Here is a 14,767-nt window from a genome sequence, read left to right as displayed (position 1 = left end):
GAGGCACATCACCCCCCGCGGACGCGGTTGGATTCCGCGCGAGGGCCGCGTAGAATTACAGATTGTGTCATCCTCCGAACCAACGCAGAGCGCTTCGCTATTCCTCTGCATCACCTTCTTTCCGAGCGAGCGCCTGGCGACGGCGGTGCTGCGGCTGGTGTCCAGCTTCTGCGGCGCGGTGCTGGACGACGCGAACGTGAGCTCGCGGTTCTACATGGCCGCGCACGAGCTCGCCGAGAACATCACCAAATATTCCACCGGCCCTCGCGTCAGCCTCGAGCTCGCGCTGGAGGAGGACGAACGATCGCACATCATGAAGATCCGCGCGCGCAACGAGGCTTCCCCGGAGCGCCTGCGGGAGGTCGAGAAGCGCCTGCTCGATCTGAAGACCGCCAGCGACCCGCTGAAGCACTACGACGAGCTCATCACGGAGACAGCGATGGTCGAGGGCGTCTCCGGCCTGGGCCTCGCGCGCGTCCGCGCCGAGGGGGGGCTCGACGTCGACTACAAGATCGAGGGCAACGAGCTCACGATCATCGCGCACGCGCCGCTCGAGCGGTGGAGGCCCCATGAGCAGCTTAAGGGTTGAGCCCGTCGTCACCGAGAGCTTCGGCATCGAGCCGACGCTCGCCGGCGATCGGCTCAGCATCAAGCTCATGGGGACGGGCGACATGGCGGCGGCCGGGCCGCTCGCCAGCTATTGCAGCGAGGTCCACCACGAGGTGAAGCGCCTCTCGCTGACCACCGTCGAGTTCGACATACGCGCCTTGTACTTCCTGAACTCGAGCTGCCTGAAGGCGTTCATCGCGTTCATCTGCGGCATCTCCGCCCAGGGGCTCGGGTGCGAGATCAAGTTCCTCACGGACGCGAGGCTCGGGTGGCAGCGGCGCAGCCTGGCGGCCCTCCAGCGCATGTCCCCGAGCCTCGTGTCCATCGACGAGAAGTGAGCCGGGAGCGACACCGGATGCCGGCGAAGCGGCCCACGATCGCCCTCCTGACCGACTATCTCTGCGGCGAGTACCAGTCGGAGGCGCGCTTCGGGGTCGAGCGCGCCGCCGAGGCGCACGACGTCAACCTCGTCATCGCCTTCGAGGAGACGCGCGCCCGCCGGGGCTACTCCCTCCTGGACGCCCGGGGCAGCATCTACTCGTTCGTCGGCGCGGCGACCGTCGACGGAGCGGTGATCATGTCGTCGGCGCTCACGAACCCCCTCGGCGCCGACGGTATGCACGAGTTCTGCCGATCGTACGCGCCCCTGCCCGTCTGCAGTGTCGGGGTCGCGCTGGAGGGCATCCCGAGCGTCGTCGTCGACAACGCGCTCGGGGGAGAGGTGGCGGTCGCGCACGTGGTCGACGACCACGCGCGCCAGCGCGTCGCGTACATCAGCGGGCCGCCCGGCAACGCGGAGGCGGTGCTGCGCGCCCGGGCGTACCGGAGGGCCCTCGAGGCGCGCGCGCTCCCCTACGACGAGCGCCTCCTCGTGGTCGGCGATTTCCTGATCGACGGCGGTCGCCGCGCGATGCGCGAGCTCCTCGCGCGCGGGGTCCGCTTCGACGCGGTCATCGCCGGCAACGACAACATGGCCCTCGGCGCGATGGACACGCTGAAGGCGCACGGCATCGGCGTCCCCGGCGACGTCCTCGTGTGCGGGTTCGACGACGTCGCCGTGTCGCGCGTCGCGCGGCCGTCCCTGACGACCATCCGCCAGCCGATCAAGGAGCTCGGGGCGCTCGCGGTCGAGACGGTCCTGCGCCAGCTCGCCGGCGAGCGGGTGCCGGAGTGCAGCCTCCTCCCGGTCGAGCTCACGCGGCGCGAGTCGTGCGGCTGCGGCTACTACGCCGCCCTCCCGCGCGCGTCCGCCGAGGCGCCCTCGCGCCGCGCGCCGCGCTCCATCGCCGAGCAGCGGGAGGACCTCACGCGCGCGCTCGAGCGGGCGGTGACCGCCTCGGCCCCGTCGCTCAGGGACTGGCCCCGCGAGCTGCTCTCGGCGCTCGAGGAGGAGCTCGCCGGGCAGGAGGGCCGCTTCCTGCGGGCGCTCCAGGACCTCCTCGACGCAGCGGGGCGCGAGGGCGTCGCGCTCGATCAGTTCCAGGGCGCGATCACGCTGCTCCGCGCGCGGGTCCGCCGGGCGCCCGCCGGCGTCGCCGAGGAGGACCTCGAGCGGCTCTGGCACACCGCGCGCGTCCTGATCGGCCACGCCTCCGTGCGCGCCGAGGGCGAAAAGCGGCTGCGCCTGGAGCGAGCCTCGATCGACCTGAGCTGGACCGGCATGAGCTTCTCGACCAGCCTGAGCATGCCCACGCTCCGCCGCACGCTCGCCGCGGAGCTGCCCAGGCTCGACCTCAGGCACGTCGCCGTCTCGCTCTACGACGACCCGCAGCGCGCCACCTTGCGGTCGCTCTTCCTGATGGAGAGCAGCCGCGAGGTGGAGCCGCCGCCCGCGAGCTTCGCGTCCTCGAGCCTCGCGCCGCCCGGGTTCCTGAGCTCCGCCGAGCGATGGAGCGTCATCGCGATGCCGATCACGTTCGGCGAGGCGGAGCACTTCGGCATCGCGCTCGTCAACAGCGGCGCGAACGAGATCGTCTACGACGCCGTGCGCCTCCAGATCGGCTCGGCGATGAAGGCGGTCATGATGCACCGCGAGATCGTCCGGCAGGTGGAGATCCGCGAGCGGCTGGAGCAGGAGCGGGTCCGCCAGGAGAGCGTCGTCGCGGAGCGCATCCAGACCACGCTCGTCCCGCCGCGGCTGCACGTCGAGGGGCTTGAGCTCTGCGCGGCGATGAGGCCGGCCGCCGAGGTCGGCGGCGACTACTACGACGTGATCGCGACGCCGGAGGGCGGGTGGCTCGGCATCGGCGACGTCGCGGGGCACGGGCTCGCGGCGGGCCTCATCATGCTGATGATCCAGAGCATGGTCGCGTGCATGGCGCGCAAGGACCCGACCGCCAGCCCGGGCGAGCTCATCTCCGCGCTCAACCGGGCGATCCACGAGAACATCCGGGATCGCTTGAAGCGCGACGAGCACGCGACCCTGCTCCTGCTCCGCTACGAGCGCGGCGGGCGGGTGACGTTCGCCGGCGCGCACGACGACATCGTCGTGTGCCGCGCGGGCACGCGGCGCTGCGAGTGCGTCGCGAGCTCCGGCGTGTGGATCGGCGTCCTGCCGTCGATCGACGCGATGACCCGGGACGCCGAGCTCCTCCTCGAGGACGGCGACCTCCTCGTGCTCTACAGCGACGGGGTGACGGAGGCGCGGAACGCGCAGCAGGAGCAGTTCGGCCTGGAGCGGCTCTGCGCCGCCGTCGAGGCCTCCCAGGACGCGCCCGTCGACGTCATCCGCGACCGCCTCCTGAGGGACGTCGAGAGCTGGTGCGCGAGCCCGGACGACGACATCACGCTCCTCGTGGCGCGGCACCGCGCGCCCCCGGGCGCCGCCTAGGGCACCGAACAGGCAGAAAGCCAGCTAAATCAACAGGTTCCGGCACCCGCCGGCTCCGCCGAGGAGCACGCTGGAAGAGCACGGCACGCGCGAGCGGAGAGACCGCAAGGGCGCAAGGGACGCAATGAGATAGAATTGTATTCTTCTCTTCCCCTTGCATCCCTTGCGTCCCTTGCGGTCCTCTTCGAGTCGACGGCCGCCGCCGGATGTGGTGGAATTCGCCGTATTCCCTTGAGCAGCCCGCGCCGGTGCCGGGCGCCGGGCCGCCGCGGTGGACCGCGCTCGGCGCGGCGAGACGGCGACGGGGCGGCCCAACCATCGAACGAGGTACCCTCATGAGCCGCGCTTCCTTCGCGAAGCCCCGGATGCCGATGACCGGGGAGGAGTTCCTGGCGAGCCTGCGCGACGAGCGCGAGGTCTGGGTCTACGGTGAGCGCGTCCGCGACGTCACCGCGCACCCGGCGTTTCGCAACGTCGCGCGCATGCTGGCCCGGCTCTATGACGCCTTGCACGACCCGGACACACAGCCGGTCCTGACGGCGCCGACGGACACCGGTTCAGGCGGGTGTACGCACAAGTTCTTCCGCTCGCCGAGGAGCGTGGAAGATCTGCGGGGAGCGCGGGACGCCATCGCCACGTGGGCACGCATGTCCTATGGATGGCTCGGACGTAGCCCAGACTACAAGTCGAGCTTCCTCGCCACGCTCGACTCCAACGCCGAGTTCTATGCTCCCTACGAGGCGAACGCGCGGCGCTGGTACCGGGAAGCCCAGGAGCAGGTCCTCTTCTTCAACCATGCCATCGTGAACCCGCCCATCAACCGCGGGCTGCCCCCCCACGAGTCGCGCGACGTCTTCGTCCACGTCCAGAAGGAGACCGATCGCGGGATCGTCGTGAGCGGCGCCAAGGTGGTGGCGACGGGCTCCGCCCTCACCAACTACACGTTCATCAGCCAGTACGCGACGCTGCCCATCCAGGACGAGGCGCTCGCCCTGGCCTTCATCGTGCCGACGGGCGCCCGCGGGGTGAAGCTGCTCTGTCGGCCCTCGTACGCGATGACGGCCGGCGTCATGGGGAGCCCGTTCGATTACCCGCTCTCCAGCCGCTTCGACGAGAACGACGCGATCCTGGTGCTCGAGGACGTCCTCGTGCCCTGGGAGGACGTCCTCATCTACCGCGACATCGAGCGGGCGCAGCAGTTCCTGCCGCGCTCGGGCTTCGCCCCGCGCGCCTTCTTCCATGGATGCGTCCGCCTCTCGGTGAAGCTGGAGTTCATCGCCGGGCTCCTGCTCCGGGGCGTCGAGGTCATGGGCAACAAGGACTTTCGCGGCGTCCAGGCGGAGGTGGGCGAGGTCATGGCCTGGCGCAACGTCTTCTCGGGCCTGGCCGACGCCATGGTCCACGCCCCGACGCCGTGGAAGGACGGCACGGTGCTGCCCAACGCGGAGTACGCGATGACCTACCGGGCCCTCGCTCCCTCGATCTACCCGCGGATCAAGGGGATCCTCGAGAAGGTCCTGGCCAGCTCCCTCGTGTACGTGCCGTCGCACGCGATCGACTTCGAGGTCCCCGAGCTCCGCCGGCACCTCGACCGGATCGCCCGCGGCTCGGACGGCAGCTCCGCGCTGGAGCGCGCCAAGCTGATGAAGCTGACGTGGGACGCCGTGGGCACCGAGTTCGGCGGGCGGCACGAGCTCTACGAGCGGAGCTACGGCGGCAACGAGGAGAACTGCCTGGTGGAGCTGCTGCACACCGCCGCCGCCGCCGGCGCCGCGGAGCGGTGCAAGGAGCTCGTGGCCCGGTGCATGGCCGACTACGACGAGAAGGGGTGGACCGCGCCGGACCTGATCGACGCGAAGGACATCAGCCTCTTCGGCGGCCGCGCCGGAGCGCCGCGGTGATCACCGGGGCGCGGGGCCCGGCCGCGCGGCCGCCCGCGCCTCCGAGAGGGCGCGGTGCACCGCGGCGACGAACGCCGGCGGGAAGAGCTCGGGGTCGGTGAACCACGACGCCACGCTGGCGACCGCGCTCCGGGCGCCGGAGCGCTCGTCCGCGACCGCCCCGGCGAGCAGCCACCCGGTGCCGAGGGCGAGCCGCGTCGGCGGCAGCCCCGCCTCGCGCGCGAACGACCGGGAGATCGCGCGGCAGACCTCGTCGGGCAGGTGCGCGCGCCGGACCTCGCGCAGCAGCTCGGCCGCCTCCAGGAGGCGCTCGTAGGACGCGGCGCGCCGGGGGATCGCGCGGCAGAGCGTGCGGTGGAGGACCCGGAGGTGCCGCTCCAGGAGCACGCTCGGCATGCCGCGGTTGGAGAGCAGGCCCGCGAGCCAGCGGATCTGGCGCTCCACGACCGGGCGCGTGTGGGTCGCGAGCGTGACGAGGAACGCGCTGTCGCTCCCGGTGAAGCGCCGCCCCCGCTCGCCGTAGCGAAACCCGTAGTACGGCGAATCGCCGAGGGAGAGCTCGCCCGCGCGCAGCGCCGCGGCGACCTCGCGCGGGTCGTCGGGGACCGGGGTCGAGCCTGCCTCGGGGTTGAGCGGGTGGCCTGGCATCGGAGCGGAGCGCGGCGCGCGGGCGGGTCGTCAGCCGGTGACGCGCCCCTCGATGATACCGCCGTCCGCCGTGATGGCGACGACCACCTCCGAGTCGACGAACAGCGACACCACCGGGCCGACCCAGGCGTCGTTCTCCCAGACGCACTCCCACGTCCCCGCCATCGGCGGGATGCCGCCGCGCCGCACCCAGATGCGGCCCGCGCTGCCCGCCCAGGCGCGGCCCTCCGCGTCGATCGTCGCGGCCGACAGGGCGCGGCGCGGCTCGATGTGCTCCGTGAAGACGCTCTGCCCGTACCGCCAGACGACGCTCCCGTCCGCGCCGACCGCGATGCCCACGCCGAGATCGGGCCGCCCGGCGCAGGCGACGAACGCCCGCGCCGGCGGCGCGGGGATGCGCTCCATGTGCCAGTCGAGCGGCGCGTAGAGCGCGACCAGCCCCTCGCCCGCGGTCGACCGGCCGACGAGCAGCCACCGCTCGTCCTCGACGCGCGCGACCGCGGCGAGGAGCGCGACCCCCTCGGCCGGCATCGGCCGCAGCCAGCGCTTGGCGATGAAGGCGTGCAGGAGCGGCCGCGGATCGTTCGGCGTCGTCGAGACGAGGATGCCCATGTCCTCGAGGTCGCCGCTCAGCGCGACGTGGCTCTGCGGCTCGCCCGGCAGCTGGAAGACGCCCGTGACGCCGCCCGTCGTGTACACCGCCAGCGTCGAGCCGTCGCCGCCGAGCAGCCAGCGGCCGGGGCCGATCCGGTGCACGAAGCGCACGCCCTGCGGGCTCGGGAGCCCGCCGGACGACGCCTCGCTCCAGCTCGTGCCGTTCCAGAAGAGCAGCCCGCCCGTCGCCGCCGCGAGGCACCGGCCGTAGCCGTCCCAGGCCACGCTCCGGATGACCGACTCGAGGCTCGGGTGGTGGAGCACGCTCCACGTCCAGCGCTCGATGATGATCGACGGCCGAGGCGGCGGCGCCTCCCGGCTGAGGCGCGGCGGCGCGCTGATGAGCTCGGCCTCGATCGCGCGATCCGGGCTCGGGCGATCGACGGCGCGATCGGCGGCGGGCGCGGCGGCGGCCTTCGGCTGGCGCGGCGAGAGCAGCGTCTGGCCGAGCTCCCCCTTGAGCTGCACCGGCGCCTTCACGTGCGTCGACGGGATGGTCATGGGCGCCATCTCGTCGTGGGCGCGCGTGCGCTGCTCGCCCGCGCTCGCCACGATCCGCTGCTCCAGCGCGGAGACCGGCGAGGCGGGGCGGAGGTACGGCGAGAGCATCGCGGCCACGGCCACGGCCTCCTGGAGGCGCTCCTGCGCCTCGCCGGCGGAGGCCCAGCGGAGCGCGAAGTCGATCGACTTGCACGCCTGGTCGTTGCCGCGCAGCGCGGGGTGGAGCCACCGCGTCTCGAGGATGCTCCGGCGCGTGCGCGCCATGGCCGCCATGAGCGCCTGCGCCTGCGACTCCGCGACGATGTACTGCTCGCCCGTGAGCAGGAAGAAGATGACGGACGCGAGGTTGAAGATGTCGGTCCACGGGCCGATCGTGCTCGGATCGGCGGACAGCATCTCCGGCGGCGCGACCCCGGTGTTGCTGACGACGCCGGCCATGATCGTCTCGCGGATGCCGCGCGGCCGCGCCATGCCGAAGTCGCTGATCTTGAACAGCTCCTCGTCGCCGGAGCCGCAGCACAGGATGCTCTCCGGCGTGAGCTGCCGGTGGACGACGCCCACGTCGTGCACCGCCGACAGCCCGCTCGCGATGCACTCGATCGCGCGCGTCGCGCGCGCCGGATCGAACGCGTGGCCCGTGGCCTGGATGGTCCCCTGCACCCGCTGGCGGAGCGTCACGCCCTGGATGCCGCCGTGCACGTACTCGATCGTGATCCAGGGCAGGTCGAGCGTCTTCGTGCCCCGGCGGACCGCGAAGGTGCCGGTGTCGATGAGCCGGACCACGAAGGGGGTCGGGGGGACCTGCTCGTTGAGGCGGCCGAGGGACACCGCCTCCTTCTTCACGATGACGGCGGCCGACGGCCCCATCTGCCTGAACAGCGACGGCCTCAGGATCTTGACGACGACGGGGGTCTCGCCCTCGGGCGCGATGCGGACCGCGTAGTACGAGACGAACATCGTCCCGGCCCCGGCGCGCGACACGATCCGGTAGCCGATGCTTGGCGAGAGGTCGCTGGGGATCGTGGCCCCCTGCAGTCCTCCGAGGGCCTCTTCATCGCTGGGTATTGTGAGCACGTGAACGACCATAGCGCACCCGGCGCGCCGTGGAGCAACTTGACGAAGGGGGGCAATGCGGCCCGCTCCGACGTCGCCCGCGCGTCGCCCGCGCGGCCTGCCGCCGCCCCCTGTAAGGCCGCGTGGGGCTCGCGCGTTGCACGGCCATGAAGAACCAGAGCTCTCTGTCGCGCCGGCTGTGCCTCGCCGGGTTCCTGCTGTCGACCGCGCCCCTGCTCGCCGCTTGCGCGGCGCAGGCGACGCCGCCTCAGGCCGTCCATCCGGAGTCCCACACCATCACGGTCGTCGGCCAGGGCGACGTCCACGCGAAGCCCGACGTCGCCCGCGCCCAGCTGGGCATCGAGGTCCTGGCGCCCACGGTGCACGAGGCGACGAAGATGGCCGCCGCGCGCATGACCGAGATCCTCGCGGCGCTCAGGAAGCTCGGCCTCGCGGACAAGGACATCCAGACCAGCAACTACTCCATCCAGCTCATGCGGCAGGCCGACGTGCCGCCCTGGATGCTCCCCCCGCAGCCCCTCGCGGCGCCTGCAGCGGCCGCGGCGCCTGCAGCGGCCGCGGCGCCCGCGCCCGCCGCGGCCCCAGCGGCGCCCGCGGGGCGCGGGCCGAAGCCGACGCCGCCTCCCGCCCCGAAGCCGCCCGCGCCGCCCGATCTGGCGCCGGCCCAGCCGGCGCCTCCGACGTACTACTATCAGGTGAGCAACACGGTGATGGTCGTCATCCGCAACCTCGATCAGGTCGGGGCGGTGCTCGACGCCGCCGTGGCCACAGGCGCGAACAACGTGTGGGGCGTCACGTTCGGCATCGACAAGACCGAGCCGCTCGAGGCGCAGGCGAGGGAGAAGGCGATCGCGGACGCGCGGGCTCGCGCCGAGGCGCTCGCCCGGCTCCAGGGCGTCTCGCTCGGCCCCGTCGTCGCGATCAGCGAGATCCTCGATTCCGGCCCGCGCGGCCCGATGCCGATGTACGCCCCCCGCGCCGCCTCCGGCGGGTTCGCGGCGGACATCGGCACCCCCGTCGCGCCCGGCGAGGTTCAGCTCGGCACGCAGGTGAAGGTCATCTACGCCCTGGAGAACGCGCCGGCGAGCCCGCGCAAGTGATCGCCCGACCCGGGCCTCCGCTCCTCGCCGGCCATCGCGCGCGCTCACCCCGCGGGCCGAGCCGCGGCGTCCGCCGCTGAGCGGCCTGCGCTTCGCCCGCCGGCAGGCCGGCGCGGCCGCGGCTCGCCGCAGCGGTCGGATTACAGCGATACCCAACCCGCGCGTCGCCGCAGCGGATAGAGTTCCAGCGTCCAGCTTCGGACCCTACACCGCTCCACCCTCACCAGCGCCACCATGACCGCTCCGCCCTGCCCTTCCATGCTCCGCGCTGCCGTCCGTGCGGCGCGCCCACGCTTCGCTCGCTTTGCTACCGCGCTCGCGCGCTCGCTCGGGGCCGCGGCGCTCGCCGCGTCGGCGACAGGCTGCCTCGTGCTCTCGCCGCCGGAGTACGATCACGCCGAGAGGACGCCGCCGGTGCTCACGGCGGTCTTCCCTCCCCCGCACAGGCCCGTGCACATCGACCAGATGGGCAAAATCCAGGATTTCAGCGCGACGGTGCTGTCCGAGGACAACGGCGACCCCGTGGAGGTGTACATGTACATCGATTATGGGAAGCTCACCTCGGACAAGTACCCGTACCGGAGGCGCGTCCAGCAGGATTCGGTCTCGGCGGGGACCATCGCCGGCGGACAGCGCCCCCTCAGGGCCAGGTTGGACCTCAACATCGATTCTCTCCCGGACGACGCAACGACGCCGGAGCGGGAGTGTCATACGATCACCGTGATGGCGTCGCACGCCTTCAACACGAAGAAGTGCAGTTGCCCGGACGACCCGGACGACATGAGCTGGATCACCTGGCAGATCATCAACTGCGACCCGAACGAGCCGACCTGCCCCACGTCGTGTCCTGCGCTGAATTGCGAGGCCACTCAGTGCCTCTTCTGCGATGACCCCTCGATCGAGACCAAGTGCGCGAACCCCTGACGCCCCGCGGGAGGACGGCGCCAGCCCCCGACGCCGCCCGGCGTGGTACATGGGGCCGATGAACGCTCCCCCTGACGTCCAGCCCTCCCTCGCGCCGACCGGCGGGGTCGTGCGGCCCGCGCGCCGGCCGCCCGGGTGGGTCGCCCCTGGGCCGCGTCCGGTGACGCCGGAGCGGCCGGAGGTCTGGCCCGGCCCCGGCGAGGACCTCTGCTACCTCTCCGGCGATTTCCGCATCCTCCAGCGGCTCGACGGCCACCGCTGGTCGGCCGACGATTTCATGACCGCCTGTTTCGCGGCCGAGCAGGTGGCGCACGCGCCCCCGCGCCGCGCCGTGGATCTCGGGTGCGGCATCGGCACGGTGCTCCTGTTCACCGCGTGGCGCTTCCCGGACGCGCGCTGCGCGGGCGTGGAGGCGCAGGAGGTGAGCATGGCGATGGCGCGGCGATCGGTCGCGTGGAACGGCATCGACGACCGCTGCGAGGTCCGTTGGGGGGACCTGCGCGATCCCGCGGCGCTCGACGGCCTCGGGCCCGCGGACCTCGTGACGGGGACGCCGCCCTACTTGCCGGTCGGCACAGGCATCGAGTCCGATCGGGTCCAGTGCGGGCCGTGCCGCTTCGAGCACCGGGGCGGCGTGGAGGACTATTGCCTCGCGGCGGCGCGGCTGCTCGCGCCCGGCGCGCCGTTCGTGGCCTGCGCGGCGGCGCGGCAGCGGGGCCGCGTCGAGGCGGCGGCGGCGGCGGCCGGGCTCGCGCTCGAGGCGTGGCGCGACGTCGTCCCGAAGGAGGGCAAGGCCGCCCTCTTCTCGATCTACGCCCTGCGCCGCGCCGGGGCCGCGGCGCCGTGCCGCGACGAGCCGCCGCTCCTGCTGCGCGGCGGGAACGGACGCTTCACGGAGGAGTTCGACGCGCTCCGCCGGACGATGGGAATCCCGGTGGTGAGACGTGACGACGTGACCACGTAACGGCGTGACGGCGTGACGGCGGGTCCGCGCACTACGGATCTCGAAGTTCTCCAGCATACGAGTCCGGGATCGGCCGCTTCGGCGTGGACTGCTCTCGCGGTTCTTCGCCCCTGCCGCGGGCGTCAACGAGGATCCGGTCACCGGCTCCGCGCACTGCTGCCTGACGCCGTTCTGGGCGGCGCGCATCGGCAAGGCGGAGATGCTGGCCTATCAGGCCTCGGCGCGCGGCGGCGTGGTGCGCGTGCGCCTGCGCGGCGATCGCGTCGAGCTCGGCGGCCAGGCCGTCACCGTCCTGGAGGGCGAGCTGCGCGCCGAGCCGAACATCCGGGGCGAGGGCTCTCCCTCGGACACCCCTCCTCCGCGCTGATCCTCTCGCGCGATCGTCAGCTCGGCTGCGACACGAGCGGCAGGGGCACGGTCTGCGCCCGGAACAGCGGCCGTCCGTCGCGGCCGAGGAGCGCGTCCTTGGCCGGCTGGCCCTGCGCCGGCCGCTGCTTCGCCGGGCGCGCCGGCTTGTCTCCGGGCCCCGCCGCTGGGGCGGCGGGCGCCATCTCGACCGGGGCTTCCCATGCGTTCCGGGTCCCGCCCGCCTCGTTGGCCTGGAAGAACACGGCGCGGAGCGCCCTCCCCTCGACGTCCGTCTCGACGGCCATCATCCAGAACCACGGGCCGTCCGGCTCGGTCTCTTGCCCCATGAACGAGAAGGCCATCTGTCGCGGCTCGCCCCGCCGGCCGTGCTCGCTGCGCGCCGCCTCGAGGTGCCTCTGCGAGGGCTTGTCGGCCGGACCGCGGTACACGCGCACCGCGATCCCCTCGATATGGGGCATCAGGTACAGGCCGTCCCGGTGGACGGTCAGCCACGGGTGCTTCCCGCTGTCTGCCAGCTTGCAGAGGGCGTGACCGAACCGCTCGTGCGCCTTGCAGCCGATGCCCCAGCTCGTATCGCCCTCTTCGCGGTTCGCCTCGCGGAACGCCTTGTTTCGGACATCGACCGCCGTCTGCGCCAGGAGGACGAGCCGGCTCTCGTGCAGGGCGGGGTTCAGCTCCCAGGGAAGGGCGACATCCATCGGAGCTGGCACGGTACGCGCGTTCACTGAAAAGTCAACCGGTCCCGGCGGTCGTACCGTACGCCCGCGAGGTGGCTCCGCGCGCCGCGGGCGGCGCGGCGGTCGGTCTGCCGGGCGGCGCGCGTTCTAGCACGGCGCACGGCGCACGGCGCATGGCGCCGCTGCGCCGCTGCGCCGCTGCGCCGTGGCGCCGTGCTAGAGCGCGCTCCGCGCGCGCCTGCGTCGCGTGCGAGGAGGTGTCCTTGGGAGAGGCGATCGTCGGAGGGAGCGCCGCGGAGCGGCCGCTGGTGGGCGTGGGCGTCATGCTGGTGCGCGACGGGCGCGTGCTGCTCGCGCGGCGGCGCGGCAGCCACGGCGACGGCAGCTACTCGTGGTGCGGCGGCCACCTCGAGCTCGGCGAGTCGTTCGAGTCCTGCGCCATCCGCGAGGTGCGCGAGGAGAGCGGCCTCGTGGTCAAGAAGCTCTCGTTCCTGTGCCTGAGCAACATCCTCGCCTACGGGAAGCATTACGTGGACATCCAGCTCCTTGCGGAGGAGTTCGAGGGCGAGCCCGAGGACCGCGAGCCCCACAAGATCGCCGGCTGGGGCTGGTACTCGCTCGACGCGCTGCCCGAGCCGTTGTTCCGCCCGGTGGAGCTCGCCATCGCGAGCTACCGCAGCGGCCGCCGCTACAACCCCTGATCCCGCCTGTCGCGCCCGCGCCTGTCCCAATCTTGGAGAGGCGAGTATCCCGAGGATCCGTCTCGCAAGGATCCGGCGGCTCCTCCCCGCCGGGGCCGTGCGGGCGTACTTCCTCGCCGCCGCACGACCGGACCGAGAGAATGCAGCAGAAAAGAACGATGCCCACCCCCCGTCGGTGCTCGGCGCTTCGCGCCTGCGCGCCGCCGGCCCCTCCCATAGCCCGCGCTCCGCGCGGGCTGGGAGGGGTGCGTCCGTCACCAGCCTCTCGCGTCGTGCTCATGCGGGTTGACCGCTTGGCCGTGGTCCTCATCTCGATCTCTCCTTCCTACTCACCGTTCATCGAAGCGGCGAAGCCACGCCTGGCTGCGCTCCAGATCGAACCGGAGCCCCGGACCGGCGTATTGAAAGGGCCGGTGCTTCGTGATGCGGATCGGCTTCAGGTACTTCGACAGCTTGACGTACAGCTCCGGCCAGACGTTGCGTTCCGCGTCGCCGAGCTGCGGACGCGAGCCCGCCTGGATCAGGATCCCGCGGCAAAAACGGCGAACAACGAACCTGCTATTCAACGCACCCACCTCGCCGCCGCGCATGTCGCCGCCGCGCACGTCACCCGCCTCCCAGCCGCGCCAGCACGCATGTCACGTTGTCCGGCCCGCCGTGCTCGTTCGCGAGGTCGACCAGCAAGCTCGCCGCAAGGCTCAGCTCCCCGTGCGCCCGGAGCACGCCCGCGATCCGCTCTTCCGGCACTGGCCCCCACAGCCCGTCCGAGCACACGAGGAACACATCCCCCGGCGCCGTCGCCTCCACCCGCGACTCGATCGCCACGCTCTCATCGCATCCCAGCGCCCGCGTCACCGCGTTCGCCCGGTCGCTCAGCGCCTCGAGCGTCTCCAGCGCGCCGTCGCCGTCCCGGAGCAGCTCCTCCAGCAGCGTGTGGTCCTGCGTCAGCCGCTCCAGCTTCCCCTCGCGCATCCGGTAGACCCGCGAGTCGCCCACGTGCGCGATGTACGCCATCCCCGGCCCCAGCAGCACGCCCGCGAAGGTCGTCGCCATCCCGCGCATCTCGTCCTGCTGCTGGCTCGCCTCGTAGATCGCCCGGTTGGCCCGCCGCACGCTCAGCACGAGCCGCACCTCGTCCTGATGGCGCGGCCTCGCCGCGCCGTAGGGCCACGTGTCCTCGAGATCCTCCCCCTCCTCGAAGCAGCTCTTGACCACCTCGATCGCCATCCGCGACGCCACCTCGCCCGCCGCGTTGCCCCCGAGCCCATCGGCCACCATGAACAGCCCCAGGTACGGCAGCGCCGCGAAGCTGTCCTCGTTGCGGCTCCGGCGCCGCCCCACGTCCGACTGCGCCGCCGCCTCGATGGCGAGCTGTGGATACACGATCGTCCTCCTCGCGTGCTCGTCGATGAGACGAGCCGAGCCAAAGGCGCGCCGCGCGGCGCTGCGCGGCGCGCGTTTCCCTGATTGGTGAGGCCGCGCCGCGCGCGGCCCTCTCGTTACGTCACGTCACTGCGTCGCTGCTTCGCCACGTCACCGCAGGCGCAGGGCCACCAGCGCCACGCCGCACAGGATCATCAGCACCAAGACCGCCGTGCCGAGCGACGCCACGAGCGACCTGTGCTTGTCGGCCACACACGCCGCCGGCACCGCCCTCACCCACGCCTCATCGTCCTCCGCCTCGGCCTCTGGCTCGGCGGCGGCCAGCTTCTCCGCCCAGCCTCTCATCTGGACGAGCGCTCTCTGGACGTCGGCGTCGTCCGCCAACATCGACAGCAGGACCTCGTGCGGCGTCATCGTCTTGGAAGCCCTCAT

General features: G+C 72.5%; 14 protein-coding genes and 1 pseudogene. 9 read left to right on the top strand and 6 right to left on the bottom strand.

Translation table 11 applies throughout. From position 1 onward, the window contains the following. Positions 1-64 precede the first annotated feature (64 nt). The 4 genes from WMF20_RS13205 (at position 65) to WMF20_RS13190 (ending at position 5,340) form a co-directional block, all read left to right on the top strand. A complete protein-coding gene (locus tag WMF20_RS13205; protein WP_129574686.1) occupies positions 65-589 on the top strand; it encodes a hypothetical protein in 525 nt (174 codons plus the stop codon). Then, on the top strand, positions 570-947 hold the full coding sequence (locus WMF20_RS13200) for a hypothetical protein (RefSeq protein WP_129574685.1): 378 nt from the start codon (positions 570-572) through the stop codon (positions 945-947). The genes WMF20_RS13205 and WMF20_RS13200 overlap by 20 nt, the downstream gene beginning before the upstream one ends. A 17-nt stretch (positions 948-964) precedes the next feature. Beyond that, positions 965-3,439 (top strand): SpoIIE family protein phosphatase, encoded by a 2,475-nt coding sequence (locus WMF20_RS13195; RefSeq protein ID WP_437617116.1) that lies wholly within the window; start codon positions 965-967, stop codon positions 3,437-3,439. A 335-nt stretch (positions 3,440-3,774) separates the two neighbouring features. Then, entirely contained in the window at positions 3,775-5,340 is a 1,566-nt protein-coding gene (locus WMF20_RS13190) for a 4-hydroxyphenylacetate 3-hydroxylase N-terminal domain-containing protein (RefSeq protein ID WP_129574684.1), read from the top strand. On the opposite strand, the gene WMF20_RS13185 is transcribed toward WMF20_RS13190, so the two are convergent. Further along, positions 5,341-5,988, bottom strand: a complete 648-nt coding sequence (locus WMF20_RS13185; RefSeq protein ID WP_437613698.1) for a hypothetical protein — start codon at positions 5,986-5,988, stop codon at positions 5,341-5,343. Positions 5,989-6,018: 30 nt separating this feature from the next. Next, positions 6,019-8,217, bottom strand: a complete 2,199-nt coding sequence (locus tag WMF20_RS13180) for a serine/threonine protein kinase (protein ID WP_165373958.1) — start codon at positions 8,215-8,217, stop codon at positions 6,019-6,021. Between the two features lie 146 nt (positions 8,218-8,363). On the opposite strand from WMF20_RS13180, the gene WMF20_RS13175 reads away from it, so the two are divergent. From WMF20_RS13175 to WMF20_RS13160, 4 genes and pseudogenes are all read left to right on the top strand, one after another. Then, positions 8,364-9,317, top strand: a complete 954-nt coding sequence (locus WMF20_RS13175) for an SIMPL domain-containing protein (protein ID WP_437613696.1) — start codon at positions 8,364-8,366, stop codon at positions 9,315-9,317. 234 nt (positions 9,318-9,551) lie between these two features. After that, positions 9,552-10,241 carry a hypothetical protein gene (locus WMF20_RS13170; RefSeq protein WP_437613694.1) on the top strand — a complete coding sequence of 230 codons (690 nt, stop codon included), beginning with the start codon at positions 9,552-9,554 and terminating at the stop codon, positions 10,239-10,241. Positions 10,242-10,299: 58 nt separating this feature from the next. Further along, positions 10,300-11,205 (top strand): tRNA1(Val) (adenine(37)-N6)-methyltransferase, encoded by a 906-nt coding sequence (locus tag WMF20_RS13165; protein ID WP_437613692.1) that lies wholly within the window; start codon positions 10,300-10,302, stop codon positions 11,203-11,205. 91 nt (positions 11,206-11,296) lie between these two features. Then, positions 11,297-11,572, top strand: a pseudogene (locus WMF20_RS13160) (PhzF family phenazine biosynthesis protein); the annotation flags it as partial. A 16-nt stretch (positions 11,573-11,588) separates the two neighbouring features. On the opposite strand, the gene WMF20_RS13155 reads toward WMF20_RS13160, so the two are convergent. Continuing rightward, positions 11,589-12,272 (bottom strand): hypothetical protein, encoded by a 684-nt coding sequence (locus WMF20_RS13155; protein ID WP_437613690.1) that lies wholly within the window; start codon positions 12,270-12,272, stop codon positions 11,589-11,591. Between the two features lie 242 nt (positions 12,273-12,514). Here WMF20_RS13155 and WMF20_RS13150 point away from each other — a divergent pair, with 242 nt between their 5' ends. After that, positions 12,515-12,952: a nucleotide triphosphate diphosphatase NUDT15 gene (locus WMF20_RS13150; RefSeq protein ID WP_129574677.1), complete on the top strand. Its 438-nt coding sequence runs from the start codon at positions 12,515-12,517 to the stop codon at positions 12,950-12,952. Between the two features lie 329 nt (positions 12,953-13,281). Here WMF20_RS13150 and WMF20_RS13145 read toward each other — a convergent pair whose 3' ends face one another. The 3 genes from WMF20_RS13145 to WMF20_RS13135 all read right to left on the bottom strand — a co-directional run bounded on the left by WMF20_RS13145 (position 13,282) and on the right by WMF20_RS13135 (position 14,767). Next, positions 13,282-13,557 (bottom strand): type VI immunity family protein, encoded by a 276-nt coding sequence (locus WMF20_RS13145; RefSeq protein ID WP_020734672.1) that lies wholly within the window; start codon positions 13,555-13,557, stop codon positions 13,282-13,284. A 1-nt stretch (position 13,558) separates the two neighbouring features. Beyond that, positions 13,559-14,335, bottom strand: a complete 777-nt coding sequence (locus WMF20_RS13140; protein ID WP_437613688.1) for a PP2C family protein-serine/threonine phosphatase — start codon at positions 14,333-14,335, stop codon at positions 13,559-13,561. Positions 14,336-14,485: 150 nt separating this feature from the next. After that, a complete protein-coding gene (locus WMF20_RS13135; protein WP_437613686.1) occupies positions 14,486-14,767 on the bottom strand; it encodes a hypothetical protein in 282 nt (93 codons plus the stop codon).

This window comes from Sorangium sp. So ce834 (assembly GCF_051521425.1).
In the GTDB taxonomy this organism is placed as follows: domain Bacteria; phylum Myxococcota_A; class Polyangia; order Polyangiales; family Polyangiaceae; genus Sorangium; species Sorangium cellulosum_D.
This window is presented reverse-complemented; position numbering and strand designations above follow the sequence as displayed.

What these genes read in the sequence shown, in the direction of transcription:
- WMF20_RS13200 (WP_129574685.1), top strand. Translation starts at nt 570, where the DNA reads ATGAGCAGCTTAAGGGTTGAGCCCGTCGTCACCGAGAGCTTCGGCATC.
- WMF20_RS13195 (WP_437617116.1), top strand. Translation starts at nt 965, where the DNA reads ATGCCGGCGAAGCGGCCCACGATCGCCCTCCTGACCGACTATCTCTGC.
- WMF20_RS13190 (WP_129574684.1), top strand. Translation starts at nt 3,775, where the DNA reads ATGAGCCGCGCTTCCTTCGCGAAGCCCCGGATGCCGATGACCGGGGAG.
- WMF20_RS13185 (WP_437613698.1), bottom strand. Translation starts at nt 5,988, where the DNA reads ATGCCAGGCCACCCGCTCAACCCCGAGGCAGGCTCGACCCCGGTCCCC.
- WMF20_RS13175 (WP_437613696.1), top strand. Translation starts at nt 8,364, where the DNA reads ATGAAGAACCAGAGCTCTCTGTCGCGCCGGCTGTGCCTCGCCGGGTTC.
- WMF20_RS13170 (WP_437613694.1), top strand. Translation starts at nt 9,552, where the DNA reads ATGACCGCTCCGCCCTGCCCTTCCATGCTCCGCGCTGCCGTCCGTGCG.
- WMF20_RS13165 (WP_437613692.1), top strand. Translation starts at nt 10,300, where the DNA reads ATGAACGCTCCCCCTGACGTCCAGCCCTCCCTCGCGCCGACCGGCGGG.
- WMF20_RS13155 (WP_437613690.1), bottom strand. Translation starts at nt 12,272, where the DNA reads ATGGATGTCGCCCTTCCCTGGGAGCTGAACCCCGCCCTGCACGAGAGC.
- WMF20_RS13135 (WP_437613686.1), bottom strand. Translation starts at nt 14,767, where the DNA reads ATGAGGGCTTCCAAGACGATGACGCCGCACGAGGTCCTGCTGTCGATG.